Consider the following 24,885-nt stretch of genomic DNA (forward strand, 5'->3'; position numbering starts at 1 on the left):
ACCAAGTTACAAGGAACACCGTGATCACACGGTCAAACACAAGGGAATAGACACATATGGCGGGCAACAGCGGTGGCCCCTGGGGGGGCGGAGGCTCCTCTGGTGGTGGAGGAAATCGGGGTAACAACGGTGACGGGCGCAAGCCTCCCGAAGGGGAGAGCCCGCAGATCCCCGAAATCGATGAGCTGATGAAAAAAGGGCAAGAGCAGCTGCGCGTCCTCATGGGCGGTCGTGGCGGCGGTGGCCGTGGAAGCAACGGTTCAGGCGGCGGCGGTGGCCCTATCTTTACCAAGGGAACCGTGGCGATTGGTGCATTGGTCGCGATCGGCCTCTGGGCTGCGGCCAGCTTTTACACCGTCAAGCCGGAAGAACAGTCAGTTGAACTGTTCCTTGGCGAATTCTCGGCTGTTGGAAATCCCGGTCTGAACTTTGCACCTTGGCCATTCGTAACTGCCGAAGTCATTCCTGTTACACGGGAACAGAATGAAGACATGGGCGGCGCTCGTGGCAGCGATGATGGTCTGATGCTGACCGGTGACGAAAACGTGGTCGATATCGACTATCAGGTCGTTTGGAATATCAACGACCCCGCCAAGTTCCTCTTTAACCTGCGCGACCCGCGTCAAACGATTCAGGCGGTGTCGGAATCGGCGATGCGTGAGATTATCGCGCAAAGCGAACTTGCTCCGATCCTGAACAGAGACCGCGGCATTATCGCAGAACGTCTGCAAGAGCTGATTCAGGCGACAATGGACAGCTACGATTCGGGTGTGAACATCGTCCGCGTGAACTTCGACAAGGCTGACCCGCCTCAGGACGTGATTGCCGCGTTCCGTGACGTTCAGGCCGCTGCGCAGGAAAGGGATCGTCTGCAGAACGTCGCTGATGCCTACGCCAACCGTGTTCTAGCGGAAGCGCGTGGTGAAGCTGCTCAGGTTCTGGAAGAGGCCGAAGCCTATCGCGCCCAACAGATCAACAGCGCCCAAGGTGAGGCCAGCCGCTTCAGCGCGGTTCTGGAGGAATACTCCAAAGCGCCGGATGTGACCCGCAAGCGTCTGTATCTGGAGCGCATGGAGCAGGTTCTGGGTGACGTGGACAAGATTATCCTGGACGAAAACACCGGCGGCGCGGGGCAGGGCGTTGTGCCGTACCTGCCGTTGAATGAACTGCGTCGTACCCCTGCAGCGGAGAGCAACTGATGCGTAAAACGACATTTATCCTACCCGTCGTCTTCCTCGCGATTGTCGGTGTTCTGTCCTCGATCTTTATCGTGGATGAGCGTGAACGCGCTCTGGTTCTGCAGTTTGGTCGCGTTGTCGCGGTCAAGGAAGAGCCCGGATTGGCGTTTAAAATCCCTCTGATTCAAGAGGTTGTGCGCTATGATGACCGCATCCTGTCGATCGACGTGCAGCCGCTTGAGGTAACACCTCTTGATGACCGTCGTCTGGTGGTTGATGCCTTTGCGCGCTACCGGATTTCGGATCTGGAGCAGTTCCGTCAGGCCGTTGGTGTTGGCGGTATTCCGGTTGCCGAGGATCGTCTGGACCGTATCCTTCGTGCGGAAACTCGGGAAGTTCTGGGTTCGGTCTCCTCGCGGGATATCCTCAGCTCTGACCGTGCGGCCCTGATGCTGCGGATCCGCAACAGCGCAATTGCCGAAGCGCGGGCGCTGGGCGTCAACGTCATCGACGTGCGCCTGAAAGCCACCGACCTGCCGCAGGCGAACCTTGAGGCGACCTTTGATCGGATGAAAGCCGAGCGGGAACGTGAAGCAACCGACGAACGCGCCCGCGGTAACGAAGCCGCGCAGCGTGTCCGCGCGCAGGCTGACCGGACCGTGGTTGAACTGGTTTCGGACGCCAACCGCGAGGCCGAAATCATCCGCGGTGAGGCAGATGCCGAACGTAACGCGATCTTCGCCGACGCCTTTGGCAAAGACCCAGAGTTCTTTGAATTCTACCGCTCGCTGTCAGCTTATGAGCGCGCGTTGCAGGGCGGGAACAGCTCAATGGTCCTCAGCCCGGATTCGGAGTTCTTCAACTACCTGAAATCGCCCACCGGGCAGGCGACCCAGTAATGGGTATGATCCTTCTGGCCTTTGGGCTGGTGTTGATTGTCGAGGGGCTGGCCTATGCGCTGGCCCCTTCGCTTATTGAACGTATGTTAGACGCGCTGCGCACGCTACCAGAACAAGCGCGTCGTTTGGCAGGGCTGCTGTGTGTTGTAAGCGGTCTTGTGCTGCTTTGGGGCGCCTATCAGCTGGGGTTTTGACTTGCTGACCTCACTTGCCGGTGATTTCCCCGCGATCCTCAGTTGCGAGCGTGATCAAACCGACTACATTGGGTGGAAAGATAGTCTGCCTTAGGGCGGTCTGTAAGAAATTGACGACAAGGAGTTCCCAAGTGCAGGCACAAGCGCGCAGTATTTCCGTCCGGCGGGACGATAGTGTTGGTTTCATGCGACTGATGTGGCTGGCCTTCGGAGCGATGGTTCTGATCGCAGCGCAAACAGTTGCGGCTTATGCACGCGGGGAAAGCCTTGCGCCGCTGGCGGAACAGATCAGCCCGGCGGTGGTCAATATCACCACGTCGACCCTGATTGAAGGCCAGACCGGGCCGCAGGGGATCGTGCCCGAGGGCTCTCCGTTCGAAGACTTCTTCCGCGAGTTTCAGGATCGCAACGGCGACAATGGTGACCGCCCGCGCCGCAGTAATGCGCTGGGGTCGGGGTTCGTGATCTCGGAAGACGGCTTTATCGTTACAAATAACCACGTGATCGCCGAGGCTGATGAAATTCTGATCGAGTTCTTCCCAGGCGACGGCCAGCCCGTGAAGGAACTGCCTGCCAAGGTCATCGGCACGGATGAGAAAACCGATATCGCTCTGTTGAAAGTCGAGGCTTCGGGGCCGCTGCAATACGTCCAGTTCGGCGACAGCGACACGGCGCGTGTTGGTGACTGGGTGATTGCCATGGGCAACCCGCTGGGGCAGGGATTCTCGGTGTCGGCGGGGATCGTCTCGGCCCGTAACCGCGCGCTGAGCGGGTCCTATGACGACTACATCCAGACCGATGCTGCGATCAACCGGGGCAACTCGGGTGGTCCTCTGTTCAACATGGATGGTCAGGTCATCGGCGTGAACACCGCGATTCTGTCGCCCAACGGCGGCTCGATCGGTATCGGTTTTTCGATGGCCTCCAATGTCGTAACCAAGGTCGTCGACCAGCTGCGTGAGTTCGGCGAAACCCGCCGGGGTTGGTTGGGTGTGCGCATTCAGGATGTGACCGAAGACATGGCTGAGGCGATGGGTCTGGATAAACCCGGGGGGGCGCTGATCAGCGATGTACCGGAGGGTCCTGCGAAAGAGGCCGGTCTGAAAGCAGGGGACGTGATCCTCAGCTTTGACGGGGTCGAGGTCGAAGACACGCGCGGTCTGGTACGTCAGGTCGGTGAGACAACCGTAGGCAAATCGGTTCGTGTGGTCGTACATCGCGACGGTGGCACTCAGACTATTCTGGTCACACTAGGGCGTCGTGAGGATGCAGAGCGTGCCGAGACGAGTGAGGAAGATACTCCGGACGCGCCAACCGACGAAAACGCTGACATTCTGGGCCTGACCATTTCACCGCTGACAGATACGCTGCGTGAAGATCTGGGGCTGGATGCCGAGGCGGACGGTCTGGTTGTGACCGAGGTTGATGAAGCCTCGGAAGCCTTTGCCAAGGGTCTGCGCGTGGGTGACCTGATCACTGAAGCTGGACAGCAGAAGGTCGAATCCATCAGCGACCTTGAGGCGCGTATTGAAGAAGCTACTGAAGCCGGGCGCAAATCACTGCTGTTGTTGGTGCGCCGTGGCGGCGACCCGCGCTTTGTCGCGTTGAGCCTTGAAAACTAAGCTCATCACATAACTACTGAAAACGGCCGGGGGTTTCCCCGGCCTTTTTTCATTTCTTCTGGGTCCGGCAGAAAGAAAATAAGCCATATGCCTTTTGAGCATATGGCTTAGGTACAGGGAGAGATCAGTGGACAGATATCGGGGATGATTACTGACCTCCTACGGTAACAGGTTTAACCTAGGGCACTGTCTTCCGAGTCGTCTGTGAACAAGATCACAAAAGGTCAGATCAGGTCCGATTCAGCCAAAGCGCGCAAAGCTTCGATGTCGTGGATCAGCAATCCGCCCCGCGATGCCTCAACCACATTGTCCCGTTTCCAGATCGATATGGTTTTTGAGACGGCCTCACGCGTGGCCCCAACGAATTCGGCCAATTCACTTTGCGACAGGGTAATGCGTTCCGTGGGATCGTCCTGCAGAGACGACAGGTGCAGCAGTTTGCGCGCCAGTCGAATCGGCATCGGCAGAAAGACCTGCTCGTTCAACTGCGAGCTCATCGATCGCATGCGCAATCCGGCAAGACGGACCATATCAACGGCAAGATCGGGGTGTTGGCGGATTTGCTCCATCACGTCCCTGCGACGCACGCGCAGAACCCGAGAAGGTTCAGCAGCCGCAACAGTGGCAGTGCGAGGGCCGCTGTCGAACAGAGCGATCTCACCGAAGACCTCGCCCGGGCGCATGAGCGTCAGCGCCAGCTTCCGGCCGCTCATGGCCAGGAAGGACACTTCGAGCGTCCCTTCGACGATGGCATAAAGCGCATCGCCTTCATCGTCCTGATCGAACAGGGTTTCGTTTTTATCCAAAGAGATTTCCGTCGCCAGCGCCGAGAGCATCTCGCGCAGGCCTTCGGATGCATCGGACAGGAAGCCGCTATTTGGGAATACCGCCATTCGGGTACTAATCTCCGGAGTAGGATGGTGAGTGGTTACTCAATTATTCACAGCAAGGTCAACAAGCCAAGTGGTTTCCTTGGATGAGTGTCAAACTGATACCAAAGGGGCTTTAGGTCGACTACTGGCGATCGGGGTCTTCCAGATAGCTTTGCAAGCGGTGGAACTGGTACATCAGGAAGGCCATCAACGCGATGGGAAAGGCGAAGGTTTCGATCTTGACCCAAAGATCGGTGGACATGGTGCGCCAGACGATCTCATTGGCGATGGCCAGAACCGCAAAGCAGGCACAGAGGCGACGGGTCAGGATCATCCAACCTTCGTGTTTCATGGGTAGCATTTCATCCAGAACGTAGGCCAGGTAGGACTTTCCCTGCAGCAACCCGATCCCCAGAATGACTGAGAAGAACCCGTAGACCAGCGTGGTTTTCATCTTGAAGAACCGCTCATCATTGAACCAGGCGGTTAGGCCACCAAAGAAGATCACCATGAAAGCGGTGAAAATCTGCATCCGGCTGAGCTTGCCTGTCAGAAACCACAAGATGCCCATTGCCGCCAGCATCAGCGGGACAAAGAGGATAGTAGCGATGATGAAGCCTGAATACTCGATACCGCCGATCAGAAAACTGTCATCACGCAGTCGCAGGTAGATGAAGAAGAAGGCCAGCGGGGGGCCCAGCTCCAGCACCTGTTTCAGAAACGGATTGATCTCTTTTTTGCCTGTCATCGTGGTGTCCTGCTGTTCATCCGCCCATTTCAACGATTACAGCGCCCAATGCAATCAGTGCCATCAGGGCGATGCGTCTTGGGCCAACGGTTTCTTTCAAAACCAGCCAGCCGATCAAGGCTGCAAATACAGTTGATGTTTCGCGCAGTACAGCCGCTTCTCCGACTTTGTCCAATCGGGTGGCCAGCATGATGGCTCCGAATGACAGTGGCGCGATCAAGCCGCCTGCAAGCCCCCGCAGCATCAGCGGACCTGGGGAAGGGCGGTTGATCATGGCGCGCCATCTGAGGAACGCGTAGATCGGCATCGCGAAGCCGTCGATCATGAAGAACCAGGCCAGAAAGGTGAACGGATCAGCGGTGGCGCGGATGCCATAGGCGTCATAGGTCGTGTAGAGCGCTACGAAGAGACCTGTGGCAATCGCCAGGGTGAGAGCGATGCCTAGAGTCTCACGATTGGTTTCCAGAAACCGGAAATTATAGGCAGCCAGCCCAAAGATACCGGCCAGAAGGACGGCCACACCGAACCATTGCGTGCCTGTGAAGGTTTCTCCGAACAGGAGGTAGGCTCCGATCACAGTGAAAAGCGGGCCGGTGCCGCGAACGACCGGGTAGACCACCGTGTAGGAGCCTTTGGTATAGGCAAAGGCCTGAAGAATCTTGTAGGTGATGTGGATCAGCCAGACGATGCCGAAGATGGGCCACATATAGGGTTCGGGCCACGGCACGACGAATAGGGCAAAAGGGATGGCCATCAGGCAATAGCAGGCGTCGATGGCCCCGCGAGACAGCCACGGATCGTGGCGGCCCTTTTGCAGTGCTCCGAAGACTGCGTGCAGGAAGGCGGCCATCAAGGCGAGGCCCAGGGCGAGGGTGTGGCCCGCTTCGGTGCCTTCGAGTGAGATCAGCCAGTCGCTCAATTGTCAGAACTTGTTTTGTGTGACGAGGTTGGGGGCTGTCTGCCCCCAGACCCCCGAGGATATTTTCAGCCAGATGAAGAGGCGGATCAGTTTTGGTCGAGGCCGGTCAGGGCCGCTGCGAATTCTTCGGGGTCGAACGGGGCGAGGTCGTCTATTTGCTCTCCGACGCCGATGGCGTGGATGGGTAGGCCGAACTTGTCGGCCAGCGCGACCAGCACGCCGCCTTTGGCTGTGCCGTCCAGTTTGGTCATCACAAGGCCCGACACATCGGCGAGTTTGCGGAAGGTTTCCACCTGGCTGAGGGCATTCTGGCCCGTGGTCGCATCCAGCACAAGCAGCGTGTTGTGCGGCGCGGTCTCATCGACCTTGCGGATCACGCGGACGATCTTGGCCAGTTCCTCCATCAGGTCGGCTCGGTTTTGCAGGCGGCCTGCGGTATCGATCATCAGAAGGTCGGCACCGTCCTGTTGCGCTTTGGTCAGGGCGTCAAAGGCAAGGCTTGCGGGGTCCGAGCCTTCGGGCGCGGTCAGAACCGGGACGCCAGCGCGGTCACCCCAGACCTGCAGTTGTTCTACGGCGGCGGCGCGAAAGGTATCTCCGGCGGCGATCACGACCTTTTTGCCCGCGGATTTGAACTGGCTGGCCAGTTTGCCGATGGTCGTGGTCTTGCCCGAGCCGTTGACGCCAACCACCAGCACCACTTGCGGGCGTTTGGGGTAGATTGGCAGGGGGCGGGCGACCGGCTCCATCACGCGGGCCACTTCCTGCGCCAGCAGTTGCTTGATCTCTCGGGACGAGAGTTTACGGCCAAAACGCCCCTCGGCCATATTCGAGGTAACGCGCAGGGCAGTGTCGACGCCCATATCCGAGGCGATCAACAACTCTTCGAGCTGTTCCAGCATATCGTCATCCAGCGTCCGGCGGATTTCGGTCTTGGTTTCTGTGCGGCTGAACAGGCGACCCAGCAATCCGCTGGATGCGGGCTGATTTTCTTGCAAAGTCTCTGGTAGCGGCGCAGCTTCCTGCGGCTGCGGCTGCGGGGCGGGTTCGGGCGTCTGCGCCACCGGCTCTGGTGCGGTGGTTTCTTCACCTCCGTCTTCGACAATGGCGTCCAGCCCTTCCTCAATACGAGATGAGGATTTGAACAGCTTGTCCTTCAGCTTTGAAAAAAACGCCATTTTCGGTCTCCGCAGGTGTTCCCCTCCACCTAATGTGGATTTGCCGGAGTTGCAAAGGGTCAGGTGAAAGCGTTCAGTAGTCCAGCCTGCGCAGCCCAATAAAGCGGCCAGACCATATAGGGGGTTTGCTTCAGGGCTGGATGTCCTTGGGGCAGCAGAAACTTCTCGGTTGCCAGCACGAGGTCTGAGGCGATGAATGCCAGTGCCGCAGGTAAGGCCCAACGCAGCATTCCGGTCTCGGGCAAAGATAGAACTGCGACGCCCATGCCGAGGATGATCGGGATGTACATCAGAACCGGGAGTTTTAGATCTCCAGCGCGCGGGGCGAACAAAGTGGAGGCAACGATCCCCAGAATGAGGAGCGACCAGAAATATCCCGGCCGTTCCAGAATGAGGTCGAAGTTGCTGCCAGGGTGCGTCAGGAAAAGCGCGATATAAGCGATATGCCCCGCGGCGAACGCGCCAATACCTGCCATGAAGGCGGTGTCGGACTCTCGCGACAGCAGAGCATCCCCAACTGCGCAGAGGCCCAAGGCGACAACCAGCAAGGTCGCGCCACCGCTGAGGAGGGCGACGAAGGCCAAGAAAGCAACCGACGCGGTTTTCAGAACGGTGCGGAGCAAACTTGCCGGGCGCGGGGATAGCGGCAAATAGGCCAAGGCGCACGCGGCGGCGAGCCAGAATAGCAGGTTTGTCACATCAGTTCCCTCTGTCTTGTTCGAGACCACTGTTCTTTGCGGAGGCACGCGGTACAATAATGACGTGGGGGCAGGCGAATACCGCCGTGGTGATTGGCCATGCCCGCCCGCATCTGACACTATGGCCTCATGTTGAGGCATCTCGTGATTCTATTGGCGCTGTCGGCGCAGACGGCGGGCGCGCAAACGGCGCTGTCCGGGGCCGAGTTCGATGAGTACACGCGGGGCAAAACCCTGTTTTATGGTTTTGAAGGGCAGGTTTATGGGGTTGAGCGATACTTGCCCAACCGCCGCGTGATCTGGTCGTTTTTGGACGGACAGTGCAAAGAAGGCGTCTGGTATCAGCGCGAGGATCAAATCTGTTTCGTCTACGAGGACCGGCTGGACCCGCAATGCTGGGTATTCACCAAGTCGGGCGGTGGGCTGATCGCGCAGTTCGAAGGCGACCCACAGGCGACTGAACTCTATGAGGCGGAAGACCTCGGGGAAGAGATGGTGTGTCTGGGGCCTGAAGTTGGGGTTTAACCTCTAGAACAGCGATCCCTGATCCGGCGTGTCGGGTTTGGGTTTTTTCGCGGCAGGGCGGCCAGCGGAACCGGTCGCCAGGCGACCGTCCGAGAATTCGATCTCAAGCGCCGCGTGTTTGCCAGCCTGAGCCTTGGTAGTCACAACGTCACCCTCGGCGCGCACGACCGCATAGCCCCGCGCCAGCGTTGCCTTGTAGCTGAGCGTTTCACGCAGGCGGTCGGTTGCGCTCAGTTGCTGGCGCAGGCGCTCTAGTCGGACGGTTTGGGCCGCGTCCAGCCGCTCGGCCAGTCGAGCGGTAGCCTGGCGTTGCTGTTCAATTTCGCGCTGAATCGGGCGGAGGGAGAGGCGCGACGACAGGTTACGTAGATGCTCCTGACGGGAGGAGACGACGCTTCGCAAAGTCGATGGGCGCAGATGCGCCGACATCTCGACCAGTTGCAGGCGACGGTTTTGCACCCCGCGATTCAAGGCGGGTGTTAGGCGTTCTGCAATCAGATCAAAACGTTGCCGTGGAGAGTTCAACAAACTATCCGGACGTGGAAGCGCACGCGACACGTCACGCAGACGCTGCGCACGGCGCTGAACCGCATCGCTCGCAGCCCGCGAAAGGCGCGCACCCTGTTCGTTGGTCCAGGCCATCAACTCCATCCGCACGGGGACGGCCAATTCGGCTGCGGCTGTTGGCGTAGGCGCGCGGCGATCGGAGACAAAGTCGATCAGCGTCGTGTCTGTCTCATGCCCCACGGCCGAGATCAGCGGGATATCTGATGCCGCAGCCGCGCGGGCCACGTTTTCTTCGTTAAACCCCCATAGGTCTTCGATTGAGCCGCCACCGCGCGCGACGATGATCAGATCGGGGCGGGGCAGCGCGCCACCTGGCGTCAGCGCGTTAAAGCCTTCGATGGCGCGGGTCACCTCGGGCGCACAATTTGCACCCTGCACGGCGACAGGCCAGATCAGGACTTTGCGGGGAAACCGGTCGCGCAGGCGATGCAGGATATCGCGGATCACCGCCCCGGACGGAGAGGTCACGACACCGATGATCTGGGGCAGGTAGGGCAGCGGTTTCTTGCGCTCAGGCGCGAAAAGTCCTTCGGCCTCCAGCTGCTTTTTTCGCTTTTCCAGCAGGGCCATCAGCGCGCCTTGGCCAGCGACTGCGACCTCATCAACGTTCATATTGTATTTGGATTGCGCACCGAATGCGGTCAGGCGGCCGGTAACGACGACCTCCAACCCTTCCTCTGGAACAACGGACAGTCCGGAAATCTGCCCCTTCCACGTGGTGCAGGCCAGAACGTTTCGGTCGTCCTTGATGTCGTAATACAAATGACCCGAGCGCGCCTTGAACACGCGGCCAACCTCGCCGCGTACACGGATTCGCCCGAACGAGCCCTCGAGCGTGCGCTTCACCTCGCCAGAAATCTCGGAAACCGAGTATTCAGGGGTGTTTTGGCCGGGAATTGGGTCATCAAGCAGGTCGGACATTTCAGCGCCTTGTGTCAAATGCCGTGCCAGCTTAGAACGCCGCGCAGGCGAGGCCAAGCAGATCGGAGACGACCCAATGAACATTCTTATTCTCGGCAGCGGTGGGCGTGAACACAGCCTCGCTTGGGCGGTGATGCAGAACCCCAAATGCGACCGTCTGATCGTTGCGCCAGGCAATGCCGGGATCGCCCAGATCGCCGAATGCGCTTCGCTGGATATCGAGAATGGCGGTGCCGTGGTCAATTTCGCCGAGGCCAACGCGATTGACTTCGTGATCGTCGGCCCCGAGGCCCCTTTGGCCGCTGGCGTGGCGGACCGGCTACGTGAAGCCGGTGTGCTGGTGTTTGGCCCCTCTGCCGAAGCGGCCCGGTTGGAAGCCTCGAAGAGCTTCACCAAAGAGGTTTGCGATGCATCCGGTGCGCCGACAGCGGCCTATGCAAGGTTCACCGAAGCCGCCCCCGCTAAGGCTTACATCCAAGCGCAAGGCGCTCCGATCGTGGTCAAGGCTGATGGTCTGGCGGCGGGTAAGGGCGTGATTGTAGCGATGGACGAGCAGACCGCTCTGGACGCAATTGACGACATGTTTGGCGGGGCCTTCGGTGGGGCGGGTGCCGAGGTTGTCATCGAAGAGTTTATGGATGGCGAAGAGGCCTCATTGTTCGTTCTCTGCGATGGAGAGAACATCCTGTCGATCGGCACCGCGCAGGACCACAAGCGCGTGGGCGAGGGGGATACAGGTCTGAACACCGGCGGGATGGGGGCCTATTCCCCGGCTCCGGTTCTGAGCGCCGAGATTGAGGCGCGCGCGATGGATGAAATCATCCGCCCAACCATGGCCGAGATGAAGCGCCAGGGCGCGCCGTTCCAAGGGGTTCTCTATGCCGGTTTGATGATCAAGGATGGGCAGCCGCGTTTGGTGGAATACAACGTCCGGTTTGGCGATCCCGAATGTCAGGTTTTGATGATGCGTCTTGGGGCGCAGGCGATGGACCTGATGCATGCCGCAGCCGAAGGGCGTTTGGACGAAACGCGCGTGAACTGGGCCGATGATCACGCGATGACCATCGTTATGGCAGCCAACGGGTATCCGGGTTCTTATGAGAAAGGCTCGGTTATCAAAGGTTTGGACGGCCTTCCTGAAGACAGCAGCAACATGGTGTTCCACGCGGGGACAAAGGCTGTCGAAGGGCAGATTCAAGCGGTTGGCGGTCGTGTTCTGAGTGTCACCGCCCGAGGTGCGACGTTGCAAGAGGCGCGGGATCGGGCCTATGCAATGGTTGACGGCGTGGATTGGTCCGAGGGCTTTTATCGGCGCGATATTGGGTGGCGGGCGCTTTGACTTTGATGTGGGTCAGGGGGCTTTGCCCCCTTGGCCTGCGGCCTCTCCCCCAGGATATTTTTAGCCAGATGAAGAGCGGATCAGCACTCTAAGGCTTGGTTCAGGCTTTGGCGGCCTGTGAATGGGCCGAGGTCCGACTTGGTCCATCCCTTGTCGTACGTGACGCTGATGATACGCGACCAGTCGGCGCTGGCTGTGATCAGTTCTGGCGTCTCGCCGCAGACACGCAGGCCACCAGATATATAGTCTTCACCGATGCGATGGTTGGTCAGACCGGGCAGAGAGGCGATTTGGGTCAACGCGCCCCCTTTGTAACGCCAGATGCGCAGGGTTCTGGCGAGGTGCGGGCGGTCGATATAAGCGATCTCGGTATAGCCATCGCCATCCAGATCGGCGGCTCCGATCGGGGCAAGCCAGCGAAAGCGGGTTCCGATATGCGGGGTGGCAGCGATCTTTGTGCCGCTTTCGTCGTAGATTGCAAGTTGTGCGCCAAGTTGAGCGTGGGACTCGACCACGATCACTTCGGGCGTTCCGTCGGAGTCCATGTCCACCAGTCGAGGAGAAAGGTCTTCGAAAACCCGATCTTGGGGCAGGCGTATCGTCCGCAACGTTTGCGCACTGTCTGAACCGCGAGTTTCGACCCGGAGCTCTAAGGCGCCGTATTCCACATCGTCCCCCAATACGCCATGGGCATAGCGCGTCGTGGGCTCAGCAAATCGGGCTTCGATGATTTCTTCTGATGCTGCGGCAGAGCTTGCGCCCGCCAGCCAAAGGCACAACATCAGTTTCGCGCCGCGTGCCCGACGGTGCCAGGGGCAGGCGGGGGGACGCGGCGCTTTGGAGGGCATCAGATCTGTTTTTCTGGCATTTGCACAACCAGACCGTCCAATGCGTCCGTGACCTTGATTTGGCAGGTCAGGCGCGAGCGGGCGGGGTCGGGCTCATAGGCAAAGTCCAGCATGTCCTCTTCCATGTCGTCCTTGGCGGGGATTTTCTCAACCCAGTCGGGGTGGATGTAGACGTGGCAGGTCGAGCAGGCGCAAGCGCCGCCGCAATCGGCCTCGATGCCGGGAATGTTGTTGTCTCGGGCCCCTTCCATAACGGTCAGCCCATTGGCGACGTCGACTGTATGTTCAGTACCGCTATGCTCGACATAGGTGATCTTTGCCATGGCTTGCGTCTTCCTTTTGCGATGTTCGAATTCTTCCTTAATCAAGGCATTTAGGTCTTTCTAGCCTCATTTGCGACTCTGTGCGCCGCGTCTGGACTTTCTGCGCAATTGTTCTATTTTTGTTCTCATGCTTGTTGCCGCGACTTGTCCTGATGTTTCAAACCGAACCTGGCCCCGACCGCCGGCCTGTTTGCCTGCCAACCGGTTGGATCAGCCGCCCGAAGGCGCGCAGGTGGCGGTGGCGGGTTTGGTGATCCTGCGACAGCGGCCCGGAACCGCCAAAGGGGTGATCTTTTTGACGCTTGAGGACGAGACGGGGATCGTGAACATCGTGGTCTGGCGCAAGATCTACGAGCAATTCCGCCGCGCGGTGATCTCGGGGCGTTTGCTGAGGGTCACGGGCCGAATGCAGAAGGCCGACGCCGTGATCCATGTAATTGCGGAAGAGATCGAGGATATCTCGGGAATGCTGGATGTTCTGGTGCGGGGAGAGGGGGCGTTGGCCTGAAAATTCCAATTTTTATGTGCTTGCCAATCGATCGCCACTAGTCGCGCTCAAAGAAAGCGTAAGGTCTTAGTTTCGCCCAATTCCCTGACTACGCGGCAGCTATGAGTTCATTTATTTTCCACACGCATCGTTTGTTGTTGAGATTTGCCGTCGTGATCACTCTGATTGTGATCGCCCTGTCCATTTCGTTTTTCATACAGCAGCTTGATAGAAAAATCAGAACTGATTTGGACGTTCAGGCCTATTTTCCCGTTGCGGGTCTGACATTCATTCTGGCTTTTTTAGCCGTGCCGAGACTGATGGAGCACGTGGTTTCGCCCGGTACAGTTGGATACGTTCTGTTTCACGCCGTGATATGCCTGTGCGGCGCCGCTCTGGTCATATTGAGTGGATTTATTGTCCTTGATGCCCCGTTGATCTCTTGGGTCGCGCCCAATGACATCGCGCAGTTTTTCATTTTGGGGTGTGCCGCTTCGTATTGTTGCCTTGCTGTATTGGGGGCCTTTCGTCTCACTTGGCCAAAAGGTGATGAAGATCCCTGGGGTCAGTTCAGAACGCTGCGCAAAGTGCACTATTCCGCCCGGTTGATTGCGTGTGTATTTGCCTTTGTCATCGCTGGCACAATTCTGGGGTCGGTTATATTCCTGAATAGTCCGACGACGACCACCACGGTCGGAGTTTGTATCGTAATGTGGATATTCGCGACTCTGCTTGGCACGTCGAAACTCAGCGTGAGGAATTTCGAAAAGCCGATCAGTCTTTGGAACATCGCATTGCAGTTCTGCGTCGCAATGTCCGCGCTTTTCGCCACCAAGCTAACAACTCGGGCCTTTTTGTTTCATACTCGTCTGTTCGAGGACTTGTCACAGCGGGATGCAGTTTATCCGTGGGTTGAAAACGTGTTGATGACGCCGTTCATTGTGTTTGGGCTGACAAGTATCGCTCTTATCGTGGCGCGTCAGAAACCGGTTGTTCGCAACATGGCCGACGTTTTCGCGTAGGCTTCGAATGTTGGCGAACTGGCCTCAGCTATCGCTTGAACAGAACACTCTGCGCTTGCTTGCTGCTGTGATCCCCACGCAGCTCTGCATACAAGGCGCGTCCGGCTTGCACGCCCGGGCGGGCGCTCACAGCCTCTAGCCAGCGGGTGAAGTGAGGCTTGTCGTCCAGAACCTGCTGCTGACCCTCCCAAAGGCTCGCCCAACCCCAGATAGATATATCGGCGATCGAGTAAAAATCACCCGCAACATACTCGTTCTCGGCCAGACGCCGATCCAGCACGCCGTAGAGCCGGGCGACTTCGGTCCGGTAGCGGTCTTTGGCGTAGGGCAGGTCCTGCGGAGGCTCTAGGTTGGGAGCATATTTCAGGAAGTGATGCGCCTGACCCGCCATCGGGCCAACGCCGCCCATCTGCCACATCAGCCACTCTTCTACCGCAACCCTGTCCCGTTCGGTCGCGCCGTAAAACCGGCCGGTTTTACGGGCCAGATACATCAGGATCGCGCCGCTTTCGAAAACCGTGATCGGCGCACCATCGGGGCCGTCTGGATCGACGATAGCGGGCATGCGGTTATTGGGCGAGATCTTAAGGAACTCCGGTTCGAACTGGTCACCCTTGCCGATATTGATCAGATGCGTGGTGTAGGGCAGCTCCATCTCTTCCAGGGCGATGGAGGCTTTCCAACCGTTTGGGGTTGGCCAGAAATACAGGTCGATCATGATGTCTCCTCAAGCTGACGGGATCATGAAGCTTTCTGAGCAAACGGCAAGAGGCCCTGTGGGCGGGGTAGGGCAAAAAACCGTGACCAGCGCCTGTGCGGTTTTTCGGGGATACCGCGTTTGAGCCTTTGCAGGCAGAGGCGCTCGGGGTCGCGCAGCAAGGCGTTGTAGACGCGTAGCACGCCTGGGCGTGTGTAGCTGGACCAGTGGCAGATACGCCGCTCGGGCGCGGCGAGCGGGGAGATTAGCGCCGACAGGTGATCCACCGTGTCCGGGCAATCGATCTGCAATGTGACCGAGTTTGGTGCCGTCAGGCCCGCGCCAATGCTGACATCGCCACGACAGGGTGGCTGGATGAAGGTTTCGTAAAGAAAGTCGAATAGATCGTTCTCGCGGCTGATGATGTTGATGAAATCAGCTGCGCGCCCGGCAGGTGTTTTCAGGGCCGCGACGGTGCGGGATTGATAGGCGGCTCCGGTGAGAGAAATAATCCGGCTGAGCGCGCCGGGTGGAATGTGATGCAGAGCCTCCAGCGCCACTTCGATACCCATGGAATGGCCGATGAAATGGATCGGACGCTTTGGGTTCAAGTGATGCACATCCCGAATGACGTCAGCCAGTACCTTGCCCGCTTCAACGGCACGACGTTGCGCTGACCAGAGCGGGCCCCGCGCGTCCCAACCAACGGCAATGGCAAGACCTTCGTCCTCAAACCCGCTACCAAAGCCCAGATGTTGTGGCCAGCTGGGGCTGTACCAGGGCATCGCCTTGGGATGCAGCGACAGAATATGCCGGTGTGGGCAGGCACCTGCATCGTCGGGCCGATACTTGTATCCGTGGGTCATGACAATGGCTGGCCCGTCGGATTGCTGGGCCTCTTGCACAGCCCCGATCAGGGGTCGGGAACTACCATGCAACTCAGCACGTCCGTTAACAGCGTTGATCCTGATTACTGGCATAGCTCTGCCTCATACAAGATGTTGTGGTGCCGCTTTGTCATGACGCTATGACGTTTCCGTGAATGAACGATTACAGAACCGTGACGTCGCAGGCGTCGGGCTTGACGAATTCGCAACTGCGGCGTAAGGGCAACAACACCACGTGGCGATTTGTTACCGGATTGCGGGCCACGCTAAACAACACCGCTAAAAGGTCAGGATGAAAGGCCCCTTTCGCTTGACCGCGTCTGGGGTTTTTTTGATGCGCCTCTGGGATTGAGGCCGAAAGGAATGACATGAGCGAGAACTGGACCAAACGCACCCAAGCCGTCCATGGCGGTATCCGTCGTAGTCAGTACAACGAGGTGAGCGAAGCGATCTTCCTGACCCAGGGCTTCGTATACGACACTGCCGAGCAGGCCGAGGCCCGGTTCCTGGAATGTGGCCCGGATGAGTTCATCTATGCCCGCTATGGCAACCCGACTGTGTCGATGTTCGAACAGCGTATCGCGGCGCTGGAAGGGGCCGAGGATGCGTTTGCCACGGCGTCCGGCATGGCAGCTGTCAATGGTGCGTTGACCTCGATGCTGAAAGCGGGGGACCATGTGGTCTCGGCCAAGGCGCTGTTCGGGTCGTGCCTGTTCATTCTGGAAAACATCCTGACCCGCTATGGTGTCGAGGTGACGTTTGTCGATGGAACCGATCTTGACCAGTGGAAGGCGGCGATCCGCCCCGACACTAAGGCCGTATTCTTCGAGTCCATGTCAAACCCGACGCTCGAGGTGATCGACATTGCCGCCGTTGCGGAACTGGCCCATTCGGTTGGTGCTCTGGTTCTGGTGGACAACGTGTTTTCGACACCGGTGTTCTCGCGCGCGGTCGAGCAGGGCGCGGATGTGGTGATCTATTCGGCGACCAAACATATCGACGGGCAGGGCCGGGCGCTGGGTGGTGTGATCCTTGGCACCAAGGAGTTTATCCGCGGCACGGTCGAACCCTACATGAAGCATACCGGCGGTGCACTTAGCCCGTTCAGCGCGTGGATCATGCTTAAGGGTCTTGAGACGATGGCCCTGCGGGTCAACGCGCAGGCCGCAACGGCGCAGGCGGTGGCCGAGGCGCTGGAAGGTCACTCGGCGCTGGAGCGGACGCTGTATCCGGGTTTGAAAACCCATGCGCAGAATGCTCTGGTGCAGACGCAGCTCGGGGGCAAGGGCGGAACCGTACTGTCTTTGGATATCAAGGGCGGCAAGGACGCAGCATTTGCATTTCTGAATGCGCTGACGATCCCGGTGATCTCGAACAATCTGGGGGATGCGAAATCCATCGCGACCCATCCTGCAACCACAACCCATCAGCGTCTGAGTGATGAACAGAAAGATGAGCTGGGCATCACACCCGGTCTGATCCGCCTGTCGATTGGTCTTGAGGATGCAAATGACCTGTTGGCCGATATCCAACATGCGTTGGACGTTTCGCAGGGCTAGCAGGCGCCGTGACAGGCAGAGAGGTGGTGCAGCCTGCCGCTCTGATCCGTGGAAACTGGCGGCACAATGTGTCGCTGCCGCGCGCAGAATGCCGGATTTACGCTGGGTTTTTTCGATCCATCCTGTTAATTGGCCCGTATCGGGTTAAACTGGATACTGAACTTCAGCCGTCTTAATTTCGACGGCCAACCGAGGAACCTCAGCCTATGAACGTTCACCCCCGTGACATCGACGACGCCCCAAACCGGGAACAGGCCGCTGAAGCGCTGAAATTGCTACGGCAATGGGCCAAGACCGCGCCTGCGGCCGAGATCAGCCAGCTAGACCCGTCCTTGGCGCGGCTCGTGCCCGGCATGTCGGCGGTGAACTATCCGTCCCTGTCACGTGAATACCCCGAAGGTTTTGTCGCGGATGAGGCGTATCGGGCAACATTGCCCGACCTGCAAAACGGCCCGTCCAGCTTGATCCGGGGGGCCAAGCAGCAGATCCAACATGTGGGCATCTCGAACTTTCGCCTGCCGATCCGTTTTCACCGCAAGGATGGGGACGATCTGACGCTCGAGGCTTCAGTCACTGGCACGGTGAGCCTGGAGGCCGAGAAGAAGGGCATCAACATGTCCCGTATCATGCGGTCCTTCTACAAACACGCCGAGCGGACCTTCAGCTTTGAGGTGATGGAAGCGGCGCTGAGCGACTATCTGACCGACCTCGACAGTTTCGACGCGCGTCTGCAGATGCGCTTTTCCTATCCGGCCAAGGTTAAAAGCCTGCGCTCTGGCCTCGAGGGCTACCAATATTACGACATCGCACTGGAGCTGATCGAACAGAACGGTGTGCGCCAGAAGATCATGCATCTGGACTATGTCTATTCCTCGACCTGTCCTTGCTCGCTGGAACTGAGCGAGCATGCCAGGTCGCAGCGCGGACAGTTGGCAACGCCGCACTCGCAGCGCTCGGTCGCGCGGATTTCAGTGTTGGTGGATTGCGACGCTGATTGCCTGTGGTTTGAAGACCTGATCGAGTTGTGCCGCCGTGCGGTCCCGACGGAAACACAGGTCATGGTCAAGCGCGAGGATGAACAGGCTTTTGCCGAGTTGAACGCGGCCAATCCGATCTTTGTCGAAGACGCTGCGCGCCTGTTCTGTGCCGAATTGCTGGCCGATCATCACGTGGGCGATTTCCGTGTGATCGCCAGCCATCAGGAGAGCCTTCACAGCCATGATGCGGTCTCGATCCTGACGGAAGGGCCTACATTTGCGGCATCCAGCCTTGATCCGCGTCTGTTCACGACCTTATTCCACGTTGGCTAACCCTGCGGGAATGCGGAAAATTTAGCCGCCTCTTCTCAAAAACAGCGCTTTTTCGCCGCAATGCAGCGAAACTTGCTGCGTCTGCGCAGTAAATGGGCTATGAAAGCAGGGAATGCAGCTGCCGCTTGCCCGTTTTCAAACGGGTGTGCCGCCCCCGGAAGGAAGCCGAGACGTGCGACGCCTTGGACTGCAAGACCCCGCCAACCGCCCGAGTGATCGGCGCGGACTGGGCATCCCTCTCTCAGTGTTCCGGCTGCATCGCATTTACAGGAGAGACATGTCATGAACCCAATTTCCCAACCGTTGGAGCTACAGGCGGCTGCAATGCGCGTGGCTGGATACGCCGTGGTCAGCCAGATGAAGATTATGCAGATCATGGCCCGGTCGGCCATGGAACTGCCGATGGCGCCCCTTCATGCGCTGCGCAATACTGCGTCGGAACCGGCGCCGATCAAACCTGCAGCAAAACGTGCGGCTGCACCTAAACCTGTTGCCAAACCGGCTGCAAAACCTGCTCCGGCCAAGCGGGCCTCGACTGCCAAGAAGGTGCAATCCAAACCCGCCGCATCGAAGCCTAAGGCCGAGCCGGTTGCAAAATTCACCGCCAAACCGCGCCCGGCGGCAAAACCCGCAGCCGCCAAAGTTGCCCCCGCACCTGCAACGCCTAAACCGGCAGCTAAGGCTGCGCCGGCGGCAGCAAAGCCCAAACCGGCCGCTAAGGCGACCCCAGTAACAGCAAAGCCCAAAACAGTTGCCAAGGCGGCGCCTGCTCCGGCGACATCCAAACCCGCAGCCAAGGCTGCTCCTGCGCCCGCAACACCTAAACCTGCGGCTAAGGCAACTCCGGCAAAGACCGTGGCTAAAAAGGCGGCACCGGCCAAAACTCCGGCGGCCCCCAAGACTGCGCCAAAACCCGCAGCCAAGGCACCAAGCGCCGCACCGGCCAAAGCGGCTGCAGCTACGACAGAGACCCCTAAACCGGCCCCTCGCAAGACGCGCGCGCCGTCTAAACCGCCCGCGATGCCCAAGGTCGTTGCGAAATCCGACGAGTAATCGGGGTCATCTGCTTGACACGGTCGGGCTGGCGCGCCAACGCTGCGCGTCATGATGGATCTTCGCCCGGTCGGATATGTGATTGGCATGCTGGTCGCCATTCTGGGGGCGACCATGCTGCTGCCTATGCTTGCCGACATGATCGAGGGGCGGGGCGAATGGCATGTCTTTCTTGAAAGCGCGATCATCACCGTTCTGACCGGCGTTGTCCTTGCGCTGAGCTGCGCCAATGGCGTGGGTGAAGGTCTGACCATCCGTCAGACCTTTTTGCTGACCTCGGGCGTCTGGGTCGCGCTGCCGGTGTTCGGGGCTATCCCGTTTCTGTTTGGCGAGACCGAACTGCGTTTTGTCGACGCGTATTTCGAGGCGATGTCGGGCCTGACCACCACTGGATCGACCGTGATTTCGGGGCTGGATGACCTGCCGCAGGGCCTGCTGCTGTGGCGAGGTATCCTGCAATGGCTGGGCGGCATCGGTATCATTGTTGTGGCTATGGTTTTCCTGCCCGAGCTGCGAGTCGGTGGTATGCAAATCTTCCGCTCGGAAGGGTTTGAAACCATGGGGAAAATCCTTCCCCGCGCGCAGGAGATCGCGGGCCAGATCTCGCTGATCTACGTGTTCCTGACACTGGCTTGCGGCCTTGTCTATGCGGCCGTCGGGATGGGGTTCTTTGACGCGACAGTCCACGCCATGACCACCATCGCAACGGGCGGATTTTCGAACTACGACAGCTCATTTGGAACCTTCAGCGGCCCGGCGGAATACGCGGCCTCGGTCTTTATGATCCTCGCGGCATTGCCTTTCGTGCGCTATGTGCAACTGGCCAATGGCAACACCTCGTCGCTGTGGCAAGACAGTCAGATCCGGGCCTTTCTGGCAACCATTCTGGTACTGGTCGTCGTGATGTCGGTGTTCCTGACCTCGGTCTTTCCGCACCATTGGGAAAGAGCCCTGCGCGAGTCGCTGTTCAACATCACCTCGATCATCTCGGGCACTGGCTATGCGAGTGTTGACTACATGCTCTGGGGCAGCTTCCCAATCATGTTGTTCTTCCTGATCGGCCTGATCGGAGGCTGCGCCGGATCGACCGCCTGTTCGATCAAGGTGTTCCGTTATCAGCTTCTGTTTGCATCGATCAAAACGCAAATCCGACGCATTCGATCACCGCATGGGGTGTTCGTACCGCTCTATGACGGGCGCCCCGTCAGTCGGGACGTTCTGACCTCGGTCATGAGCTTTTTCATGTTCTTCGTCCTGTCGATGGGGATTTTGTCCTGGGCGCTGGCGCTGACCGGGCTGGACTTCATCACATCCGTTTCGGGTGCTGCGACAGCGCTGGCCAATGTCGGACCGGGCCTAGGGAACCAAATTGGCCCGGCGGGTAATTTTGCCGGTCTAAACGACACCGCAAAATGGCTGTTGACCGCAGGCATGCTGGTCGGCCGGCTTGAGTTGCTGGCCGTTTACGCAATCTTTACCGTCCAATTCTGGAGAGACTGATGAAAAGACCCCTTGGCGCGCAAATCTCCCATATGCTGAGGGATCGCGGCGTGGATGTGATTTTCGGCATTCCCGGCGTCCATAATCAAGAAATGTACCGCGGCATTGAAGAGGCCGGGATCACCCATGTGCTGGCCCGGCATGAGCAGGGCGCGGGTTTCATGGCAGATGGCTATGCGCGGGCGACAGGCAAGCCGGGCGTTGCCTATGTGATCACCGGTCCGGGGCTGTGCAACATCATGACACCGATGGGGCAGGCCTATAGCGACTCGGTCCCGATGCTGGTGCTGTCATCCTGTCTGGATGAGACGCAGGCGCAGCGCGGTCAGTTGCATCAGATGAAGGACCAGCAAGGCGCAGCGGGTACTGTCACGGATTGGTCGGCGCAAGCGAACACTGCGCAGGCTGCCTATGGTCTGGTTGAGCGCGCGTTTGAGGAATTCGAACTCTCGCGTCCGCGGCCAAAGCACATTCAAGTACCGATTGCGCAGCTTGAGGGCGATGCCGATCCCGCGCCATTCCCGAACCAACCGGCCTTGCGCCCCAAGGTATTTGCCCCGGACGTCGCGCCGGTTGTGTCCTTGCTAAACATCTCCAAACGGCCCTTGTTCATTCTGGGTGGTGGTTGCAAATCGAACGAATGGCGGCAAATCCTGACCCAGCTGGGGGCGGCCTGTTTCACCACCTACGCAGGGCGTGGCATGGTCGGGGCGAACTATCCTTTGGATTTTGGTGCGATGCTGCCTCGGCCCGGCAGCGCTGAGGTGATCGCCTCGGCCGATCTGGTGATCGCTGTTGGAGCCGAGCTGGGCGAGGTTGACCTCTGGCGGGAAGAGCTTGGCCATTCGGCGCATCTGGTCCGCGTCGACTTGGACCCTGAGGTACTGTCGGATCGCCATCGCGCTGCTGTCAAAATTCAGGCCGACAGTGCCAGCTTTGCCCGTGCCTTGTGGGCCGTTACCGAAAGCGCCAAACCTGCGACGGGTTGGACGGCTGAGGAAGTCGCCGTGGCACGCGCCCGTTGGCGGGCCGAGGTCGATGCTGAGCGCCCGGGTATCGTGCCCGTCGCTGATGCGCTGCGCGCCGCGATGCCTGCCGACACCATGATCTATTCCGACATGACCCAATTCGCCTATGCCGCGAAAGAGGTCTGGGACATGGCCTATCCCCATCATTGGCACCATCCGACCGGCTTTGGCACCTTGGGCTATGCGTTGCCCGCTGGCATCGGTGGGGCAGTGGCGCGGCGCGGGCGGCCAACGGCGGTAATCGCCGGGGACTATGGGTTCCACTACACGATGCAAGAACTGGGCGTGGCGGTGGAACTGGGCCTGCCGTTGCCGATTATCCTATGGGACAACGGTAAGCTGAAAGAGATCGAGGACAGCATGGTCCGTAGCCAGATCTCTCCAAACGCGGTTGTGGCGCGCAATCCTGATTTCTGCAAACTGGCCGAAGCGTTCGGGGCGCTGTCGAGTGCGCCTAAAACTGTGGATGAGATGCAGGAGGCAGTCAAAGCCGCGTTTCAGGCCTCGGGGCCGACATTGATTTATGTGACGCCGGATATTCTTTAGTCGGGAAACAAAGAAGCCGCCGCGCGGATGCGCAGCGGCTTTTTCAGTTTGGGGACATTGTTAGTCCCAGCAATGCACCAGAACGGTCATCCCATTGGCGCGGCGGCTCAGCTCATTGGGTGAGATCTCAGCCGTTTCTTGCGCCGCTTGGCCCGAGATACCCGCTTGGGTCAGAACGTCGTTCAACCCTTGGGTCGAAACCGCAAGACTGACCGAGCCGGGCAGGGTGCGGCCCTCGGACGGGGTGGGCAGAAGCATGCCAACCACGCTGCCACTGTCGTCAAAGACCGGACCACCGGCATCTCCCGGTTGGGCGGCCAGAGCGAGGCGTTTCACACCGGCTTCACCGTTCAAGCCGCGCACGTCCGCGATCTGACCGAAGGTCAGCGTCGGTGCCCCCAAGGCCCCTTCGTAAGAGAACCCAGAGACAGCGACCTCGGACTGAATGCGCGGCTGGTCCGCGCGGAACTCGGCCACGTTGATCGGGGCCAGCGACTTGCGCGGGCGCAGGACGGAAACACCTAGATCGGCATCCGTCCAGGCCACTTGAAGCTCCTGATCGCCGTCCAGCGTGACGCGGCTGCAGCTGTCGGCGGCCTCGGATACGGTCAGGACAGTGCCGGACGCATCCGCAAAGAAGCCCGAACGAGACAGGCGCGGTTTGCGAATCTGAAGGCCCGAGACCAGATCGACGCGCTGCTCAGCATCTGCGCCTGCGCTGGAATCCAGAACCGCATCTGTGGTGGCAAAGCTGGCCTTCATCGCCGCCAGAACTCGGGCGCGGCGGGCCTCATCGCCCTCGGGCCAGACCAGCGTGAAGCCTTTGATCTTGCCATCCTTCAGCGCCGCTTCGGTGTAAGAGACGATGCCTTTGCCGCGCCCTTCCAGAGTAAAGCGATCACCGCGCAGCTCTCGTGGGCCGACAAGCGGCACGATTTCCAACGACTGCATCACCTCATAAAGCGCGCGCAGGGTGGGTTTGCCGCCCTCCTGACTGATCAACAGCGCCTGTGCGTTCAGGTCAGAGTTGCTTTTGAAATGGGCGAAAGGGGCCTCATAACGATCAAAGGCGATGGCCTCCAGCGGCAGATCGACCGAAATCCCGGCCTGATCGTCGGTGTATTGCGCCATTCCAACGCTGATCAGCGGCGCGTTATAGTCCTCGATCAATGCGGCGCGCTGGACAGTGGTCAGAACGCCGGTCGCCTCATATCCGTTGAAGCTTTGCCAGTCGGCCATGGAACGGCGCGTGCCTTGGCCGAAGGCTCCGTCTATGGTCGAGTTATAGAACCCCGCGGCCTGAAGTGCAGTCTGCAGGTCCTTGCGTTCCTGCGACGTGAGCAAACGTTCGGATTGCAACGCCTGCGAGCGGGTTTCATCCGACGGCTGCGGGGTCGCGTCTGACAGCGTGTCGACAGTGAGCTGTTCGGGTTCGACCGGTGGGGCAAGGGTGCCACGGTTCAGCACATTTGCACCGATCGGCCAGTACTGCTGCCGCAGGGAACTTGAGAAGGTGATGAAACTGTCGCGTGGGATTTGCCCTTCGGCGCGGTAAACTCGCAGCACTTGTTCTGCGTCGCTGCGTAGGTAGGGGCCGATAACAATGGCATACCAGCCGCTGCCCAGGCGAAAGCCGTTCACGTCGGGCAGCGCGCGGGCGTAATCCTGCGCACGATCCTGTGCCTCACGCAGGGATGGCTGCGCCTCGACCTGAACCCAGACACCCTGATCTTGCTGGGCGGTTGCGGCGCGTAGGCCGACCAAAAGAAGCAATAAAATTGCCGTAAATACTCGTGTCATTTTCTGCCCGTTTATGCAGTTTGGATGCTTTTGCTCAGAATACCCGATTTCGGGTGGCGAAAGCCATGGTGGGAATGCGGGGAATTTGCGGTGTGGCAGCGCAGATACAGCAAGGACCCATTGGCCCGTTGACGCCCCTCGGCCCCTTGCATAGGAAGGGCCAAA

Annotated in this window: 24 protein-coding genes and 1 riboswitch; of the genes, 12 read left to right on the forward strand and 12 right to left on the reverse strand. The window is 59.3% G+C overall.

Annotated elements, in window-relative coordinates; translation table 11 throughout:
* The first annotated feature begins 56 nt into the window (after positions 1-56).
* The 4 genes from hflK to ACR3FB_RS06615 all read left to right on the forward strand — a co-directional run bounded on the left by hflK (position 57) and on the right by ACR3FB_RS06615 (position 3,893).
* Complete coding sequence (gene hflK / locus ACR3FB_RS06600; RefSeq protein ID WP_480565232.1) at positions 57-1,199, forward strand: FtsH protease activity modulator HflK; 1,143 nt, start codon at positions 57-59, stop codon at positions 1,197-1,199.
* Positions 1,199-2,077 carry a protease modulator HflC gene (hflC, locus tag ACR3FB_RS06605; RefSeq protein ID WP_170376326.1) on the forward strand — a complete coding sequence of 293 codons (879 nt, stop codon included), beginning with the start codon at positions 1,199-1,201 and terminating at the stop codon, positions 2,075-2,077. Before hflK ends, hflC begins: the two co-directional genes overlap by 1 nt.
* Positions 2,077-2,271, forward strand: a complete 195-nt coding sequence (locus ACR3FB_RS06610) for a DUF2065 domain-containing protein (protein WP_480565235.1) — start codon at positions 2,077-2,079, stop codon at positions 2,269-2,271. The genes hflC and ACR3FB_RS06610 overlap by 1 nt, the downstream gene beginning before the upstream one ends.
* A gap of 185 nt (positions 2,272-2,456) precedes the next feature.
* Entirely contained in the window at positions 2,457-3,893 is a 1,437-nt protein-coding gene (locus tag ACR3FB_RS06615) for a Do family serine endopeptidase (RefSeq protein WP_480565931.1), read from the forward strand.
* Between the two features lie 224 nt (positions 3,894-4,117).
* Here the strand turns inward: ACR3FB_RS06615 and ACR3FB_RS06620 are convergent, their stop codons facing one another.
* The 5 genes from ACR3FB_RS06620 to ACR3FB_RS06640 form a co-directional block, all read right to left on the reverse strand.
* Positions 4,118-4,786, reverse strand: coding sequence for a Crp/Fnr family transcriptional regulator (locus ACR3FB_RS06620; RefSeq protein WP_170376330.1), 669 nt, complete (start codon positions 4,784-4,786; stop codon positions 4,118-4,120).
* A 121-nt stretch (positions 4,787-4,907) separates the two neighbouring features.
* Positions 4,908-5,513 carry an inner membrane-spanning protein YciB gene (locus ACR3FB_RS06625; protein ID WP_170376332.1) on the reverse strand — a complete coding sequence of 202 codons (606 nt, stop codon included), beginning with the start codon at positions 5,511-5,513 and terminating at the stop codon, positions 4,908-4,910.
* A 16-nt stretch (positions 5,514-5,529) separates the two neighbouring features.
* Entirely contained in the window at positions 5,530-6,432 is a 903-nt protein-coding gene (locus ACR3FB_RS06630; RefSeq protein WP_480565239.1) for an EamA family transporter, read from the reverse strand.
* Between the two features lie 86 nt (positions 6,433-6,518).
* Entirely contained in the window at positions 6,519-7,610 is a 1,092-nt protein-coding gene (ftsY, locus tag ACR3FB_RS06635) for a signal recognition particle-docking protein FtsY (protein ID WP_480565242.1), read from the reverse strand.
* 59 nt (positions 7,611-7,669) lie between these two features.
* Positions 7,670-8,308 carry a lysoplasmalogenase gene (locus ACR3FB_RS06640; RefSeq protein WP_480565245.1) on the reverse strand — a complete coding sequence of 213 codons (639 nt, stop codon included), beginning with the start codon at positions 8,306-8,308 and terminating at the stop codon, positions 7,670-7,672.
* 129 nt (positions 8,309-8,437) lie between these two features.
* Between ACR3FB_RS06640 and ACR3FB_RS06645 the strand changes: the two genes are divergently transcribed.
* Positions 8,438-8,833 carry a hypothetical protein gene (locus ACR3FB_RS06645; protein ID WP_480565248.1) on the forward strand — a complete coding sequence of 132 codons (396 nt, stop codon included), beginning with the start codon at positions 8,438-8,440 and terminating at the stop codon, positions 8,831-8,833.
* Between the two features lie 3 nt (positions 8,834-8,836).
* Here the strand turns inward: ACR3FB_RS06645 and xseA are convergent, their stop codons facing one another.
* Entirely contained in the window at positions 8,837-10,321 is a 1,485-nt protein-coding gene (gene xseA / locus ACR3FB_RS06650; RefSeq protein WP_480565251.1) for an exodeoxyribonuclease VII large subunit, read from the reverse strand.
* Between the two features lie 76 nt (positions 10,322-10,397).
* On the opposite strand from xseA, the gene purD reads away from it, so the two are divergent.
* Positions 10,398-11,660 carry a phosphoribosylamine--glycine ligase gene (purD, locus tag ACR3FB_RS06655; RefSeq protein WP_480565254.1) on the forward strand — a complete coding sequence of 421 codons (1,263 nt, stop codon included), beginning with the start codon at positions 10,398-10,400 and terminating at the stop codon, positions 11,658-11,660.
* A gap of 80 nt (positions 11,661-11,740) precedes the next feature.
* On the opposite strand, the gene ACR3FB_RS06660 is transcribed toward purD, so the two are convergent.
* Both ACR3FB_RS06660 and ACR3FB_RS06665 read right to left on the reverse strand, forming a co-directional pair.
* Positions 11,741-12,442, reverse strand: a complete 702-nt coding sequence (locus tag ACR3FB_RS06660) for an FG-GAP repeat domain-containing protein (protein WP_480565257.1) — start codon at positions 12,440-12,442, stop codon at positions 11,741-11,743.
* 65 nt (positions 12,443-12,507) lie between these two features.
* Positions 12,508-12,831 carry a 2Fe-2S iron-sulfur cluster-binding protein gene (locus ACR3FB_RS06665; RefSeq protein ID WP_170376365.1) on the reverse strand — a complete coding sequence of 108 codons (324 nt, stop codon included), beginning with the start codon at positions 12,829-12,831 and terminating at the stop codon, positions 12,508-12,510.
* Positions 12,832-12,958: 127 nt separating this feature from the next.
* Between ACR3FB_RS06665 and ACR3FB_RS06670 the strand changes: the two genes are divergently transcribed.
* Both ACR3FB_RS06670 and ACR3FB_RS06675 read left to right on the forward strand, forming a co-directional pair.
* Positions 12,959-13,339 carry an OB-fold nucleic acid binding domain-containing protein gene (locus tag ACR3FB_RS06670; protein ID WP_425083345.1) on the forward strand — a complete coding sequence of 127 codons (381 nt, stop codon included), beginning with the start codon at positions 12,959-12,961 and terminating at the stop codon, positions 13,337-13,339.
* 152 nt (positions 13,340-13,491) lie between these two features.
* Positions 13,492-14,340 (forward strand): hypothetical protein, encoded by an 849-nt coding sequence (locus ACR3FB_RS06675; protein WP_480565260.1) that lies wholly within the window; start codon positions 13,492-13,494, stop codon positions 14,338-14,340.
* Between the two features lie 28 nt (positions 14,341-14,368).
* Here ACR3FB_RS06675 and ACR3FB_RS06680 read toward each other — a convergent pair whose 3' ends face one another.
* Both ACR3FB_RS06680 and ACR3FB_RS06685 read right to left on the reverse strand, forming a co-directional pair.
* Positions 14,369-15,058 carry a glutathione S-transferase N-terminal domain-containing protein gene (locus ACR3FB_RS06680; protein WP_480565263.1) on the reverse strand — a complete coding sequence of 230 codons (690 nt, stop codon included), beginning with the start codon at positions 15,056-15,058 and terminating at the stop codon, positions 14,369-14,371.
* Between the two features lie 23 nt (positions 15,059-15,081).
* Positions 15,082-16,017: a DUF726 domain-containing protein gene (locus ACR3FB_RS06685; RefSeq protein WP_480565266.1), complete on the reverse strand. Its 936-nt coding sequence runs from the start codon at positions 16,015-16,017 to the stop codon at positions 15,082-15,084.
* 132 nt (positions 16,018-16,149) lie between these two features.
* Positions 16,150-16,227: riboswitch (SAM riboswitch) on the forward strand.
* Between the two features lie 65 nt (positions 16,228-16,292).
* On the opposite strand from ACR3FB_RS06685, the gene metZ reads away from it, so the two are divergent.
* Entirely contained in the window at positions 16,293-17,483 is a 1,191-nt protein-coding gene (metZ, locus tag ACR3FB_RS06690) for an O-succinylhomoserine sulfhydrylase (protein WP_425083341.1), read from the forward strand.
* Positions 17,484-17,689: 206 nt separating this feature from the next.
* On the forward strand, positions 17,690-18,793 hold the full coding sequence (folE2, locus tag ACR3FB_RS06695; protein ID WP_480565269.1) for a GTP cyclohydrolase FolE2: 1,104 nt from the start codon (positions 17,690-17,692) through the stop codon (positions 18,791-18,793).
* Positions 18,794-19,206: 413 nt separating this feature from the next.
* Here folE2 and ACR3FB_RS06700 read toward each other — a convergent pair whose 3' ends face one another.
* Positions 19,207-19,899 carry a hypothetical protein gene (locus tag ACR3FB_RS06700; protein WP_480565272.1) on the reverse strand — a complete coding sequence of 231 codons (693 nt, stop codon included), beginning with the start codon at positions 19,897-19,899 and terminating at the stop codon, positions 19,207-19,209.
* Here ACR3FB_RS06700 and ACR3FB_RS06705 point away from each other — a divergent pair.
* Positions 19,898-21,346, forward strand: a complete 1,449-nt coding sequence (locus tag ACR3FB_RS06705; RefSeq protein WP_480565274.1) for a TrkH family potassium uptake protein — start codon at positions 19,898-19,900, stop codon at positions 21,344-21,346. The genes ACR3FB_RS06700 and ACR3FB_RS06705 overlap by 2 nt on opposite strands.
* Complete coding sequence (locus ACR3FB_RS06710) at positions 21,346-22,920, forward strand: 5-guanidino-2-oxopentanoate decarboxylase (protein WP_480565277.1); 1,575 nt, start codon at positions 21,346-21,348, stop codon at positions 22,918-22,920. The genes ACR3FB_RS06705 and ACR3FB_RS06710 overlap by 1 nt, the downstream gene beginning before the upstream one ends.
* Before the next feature lie 60 nt (positions 22,921-22,980).
* On the opposite strand, the gene ACR3FB_RS06715 is transcribed toward ACR3FB_RS06710, so the two are convergent.
* Positions 22,981-24,720, reverse strand: a complete 1,740-nt coding sequence (locus ACR3FB_RS06715; RefSeq protein WP_425083337.1) for a serine protease — start codon at positions 24,718-24,720, stop codon at positions 22,981-22,983.
* Positions 24,721-24,885: the final 165 nt, after the last annotated feature.

This window comes from Ruegeria sp. AO1 (assembly GCF_056535985.1).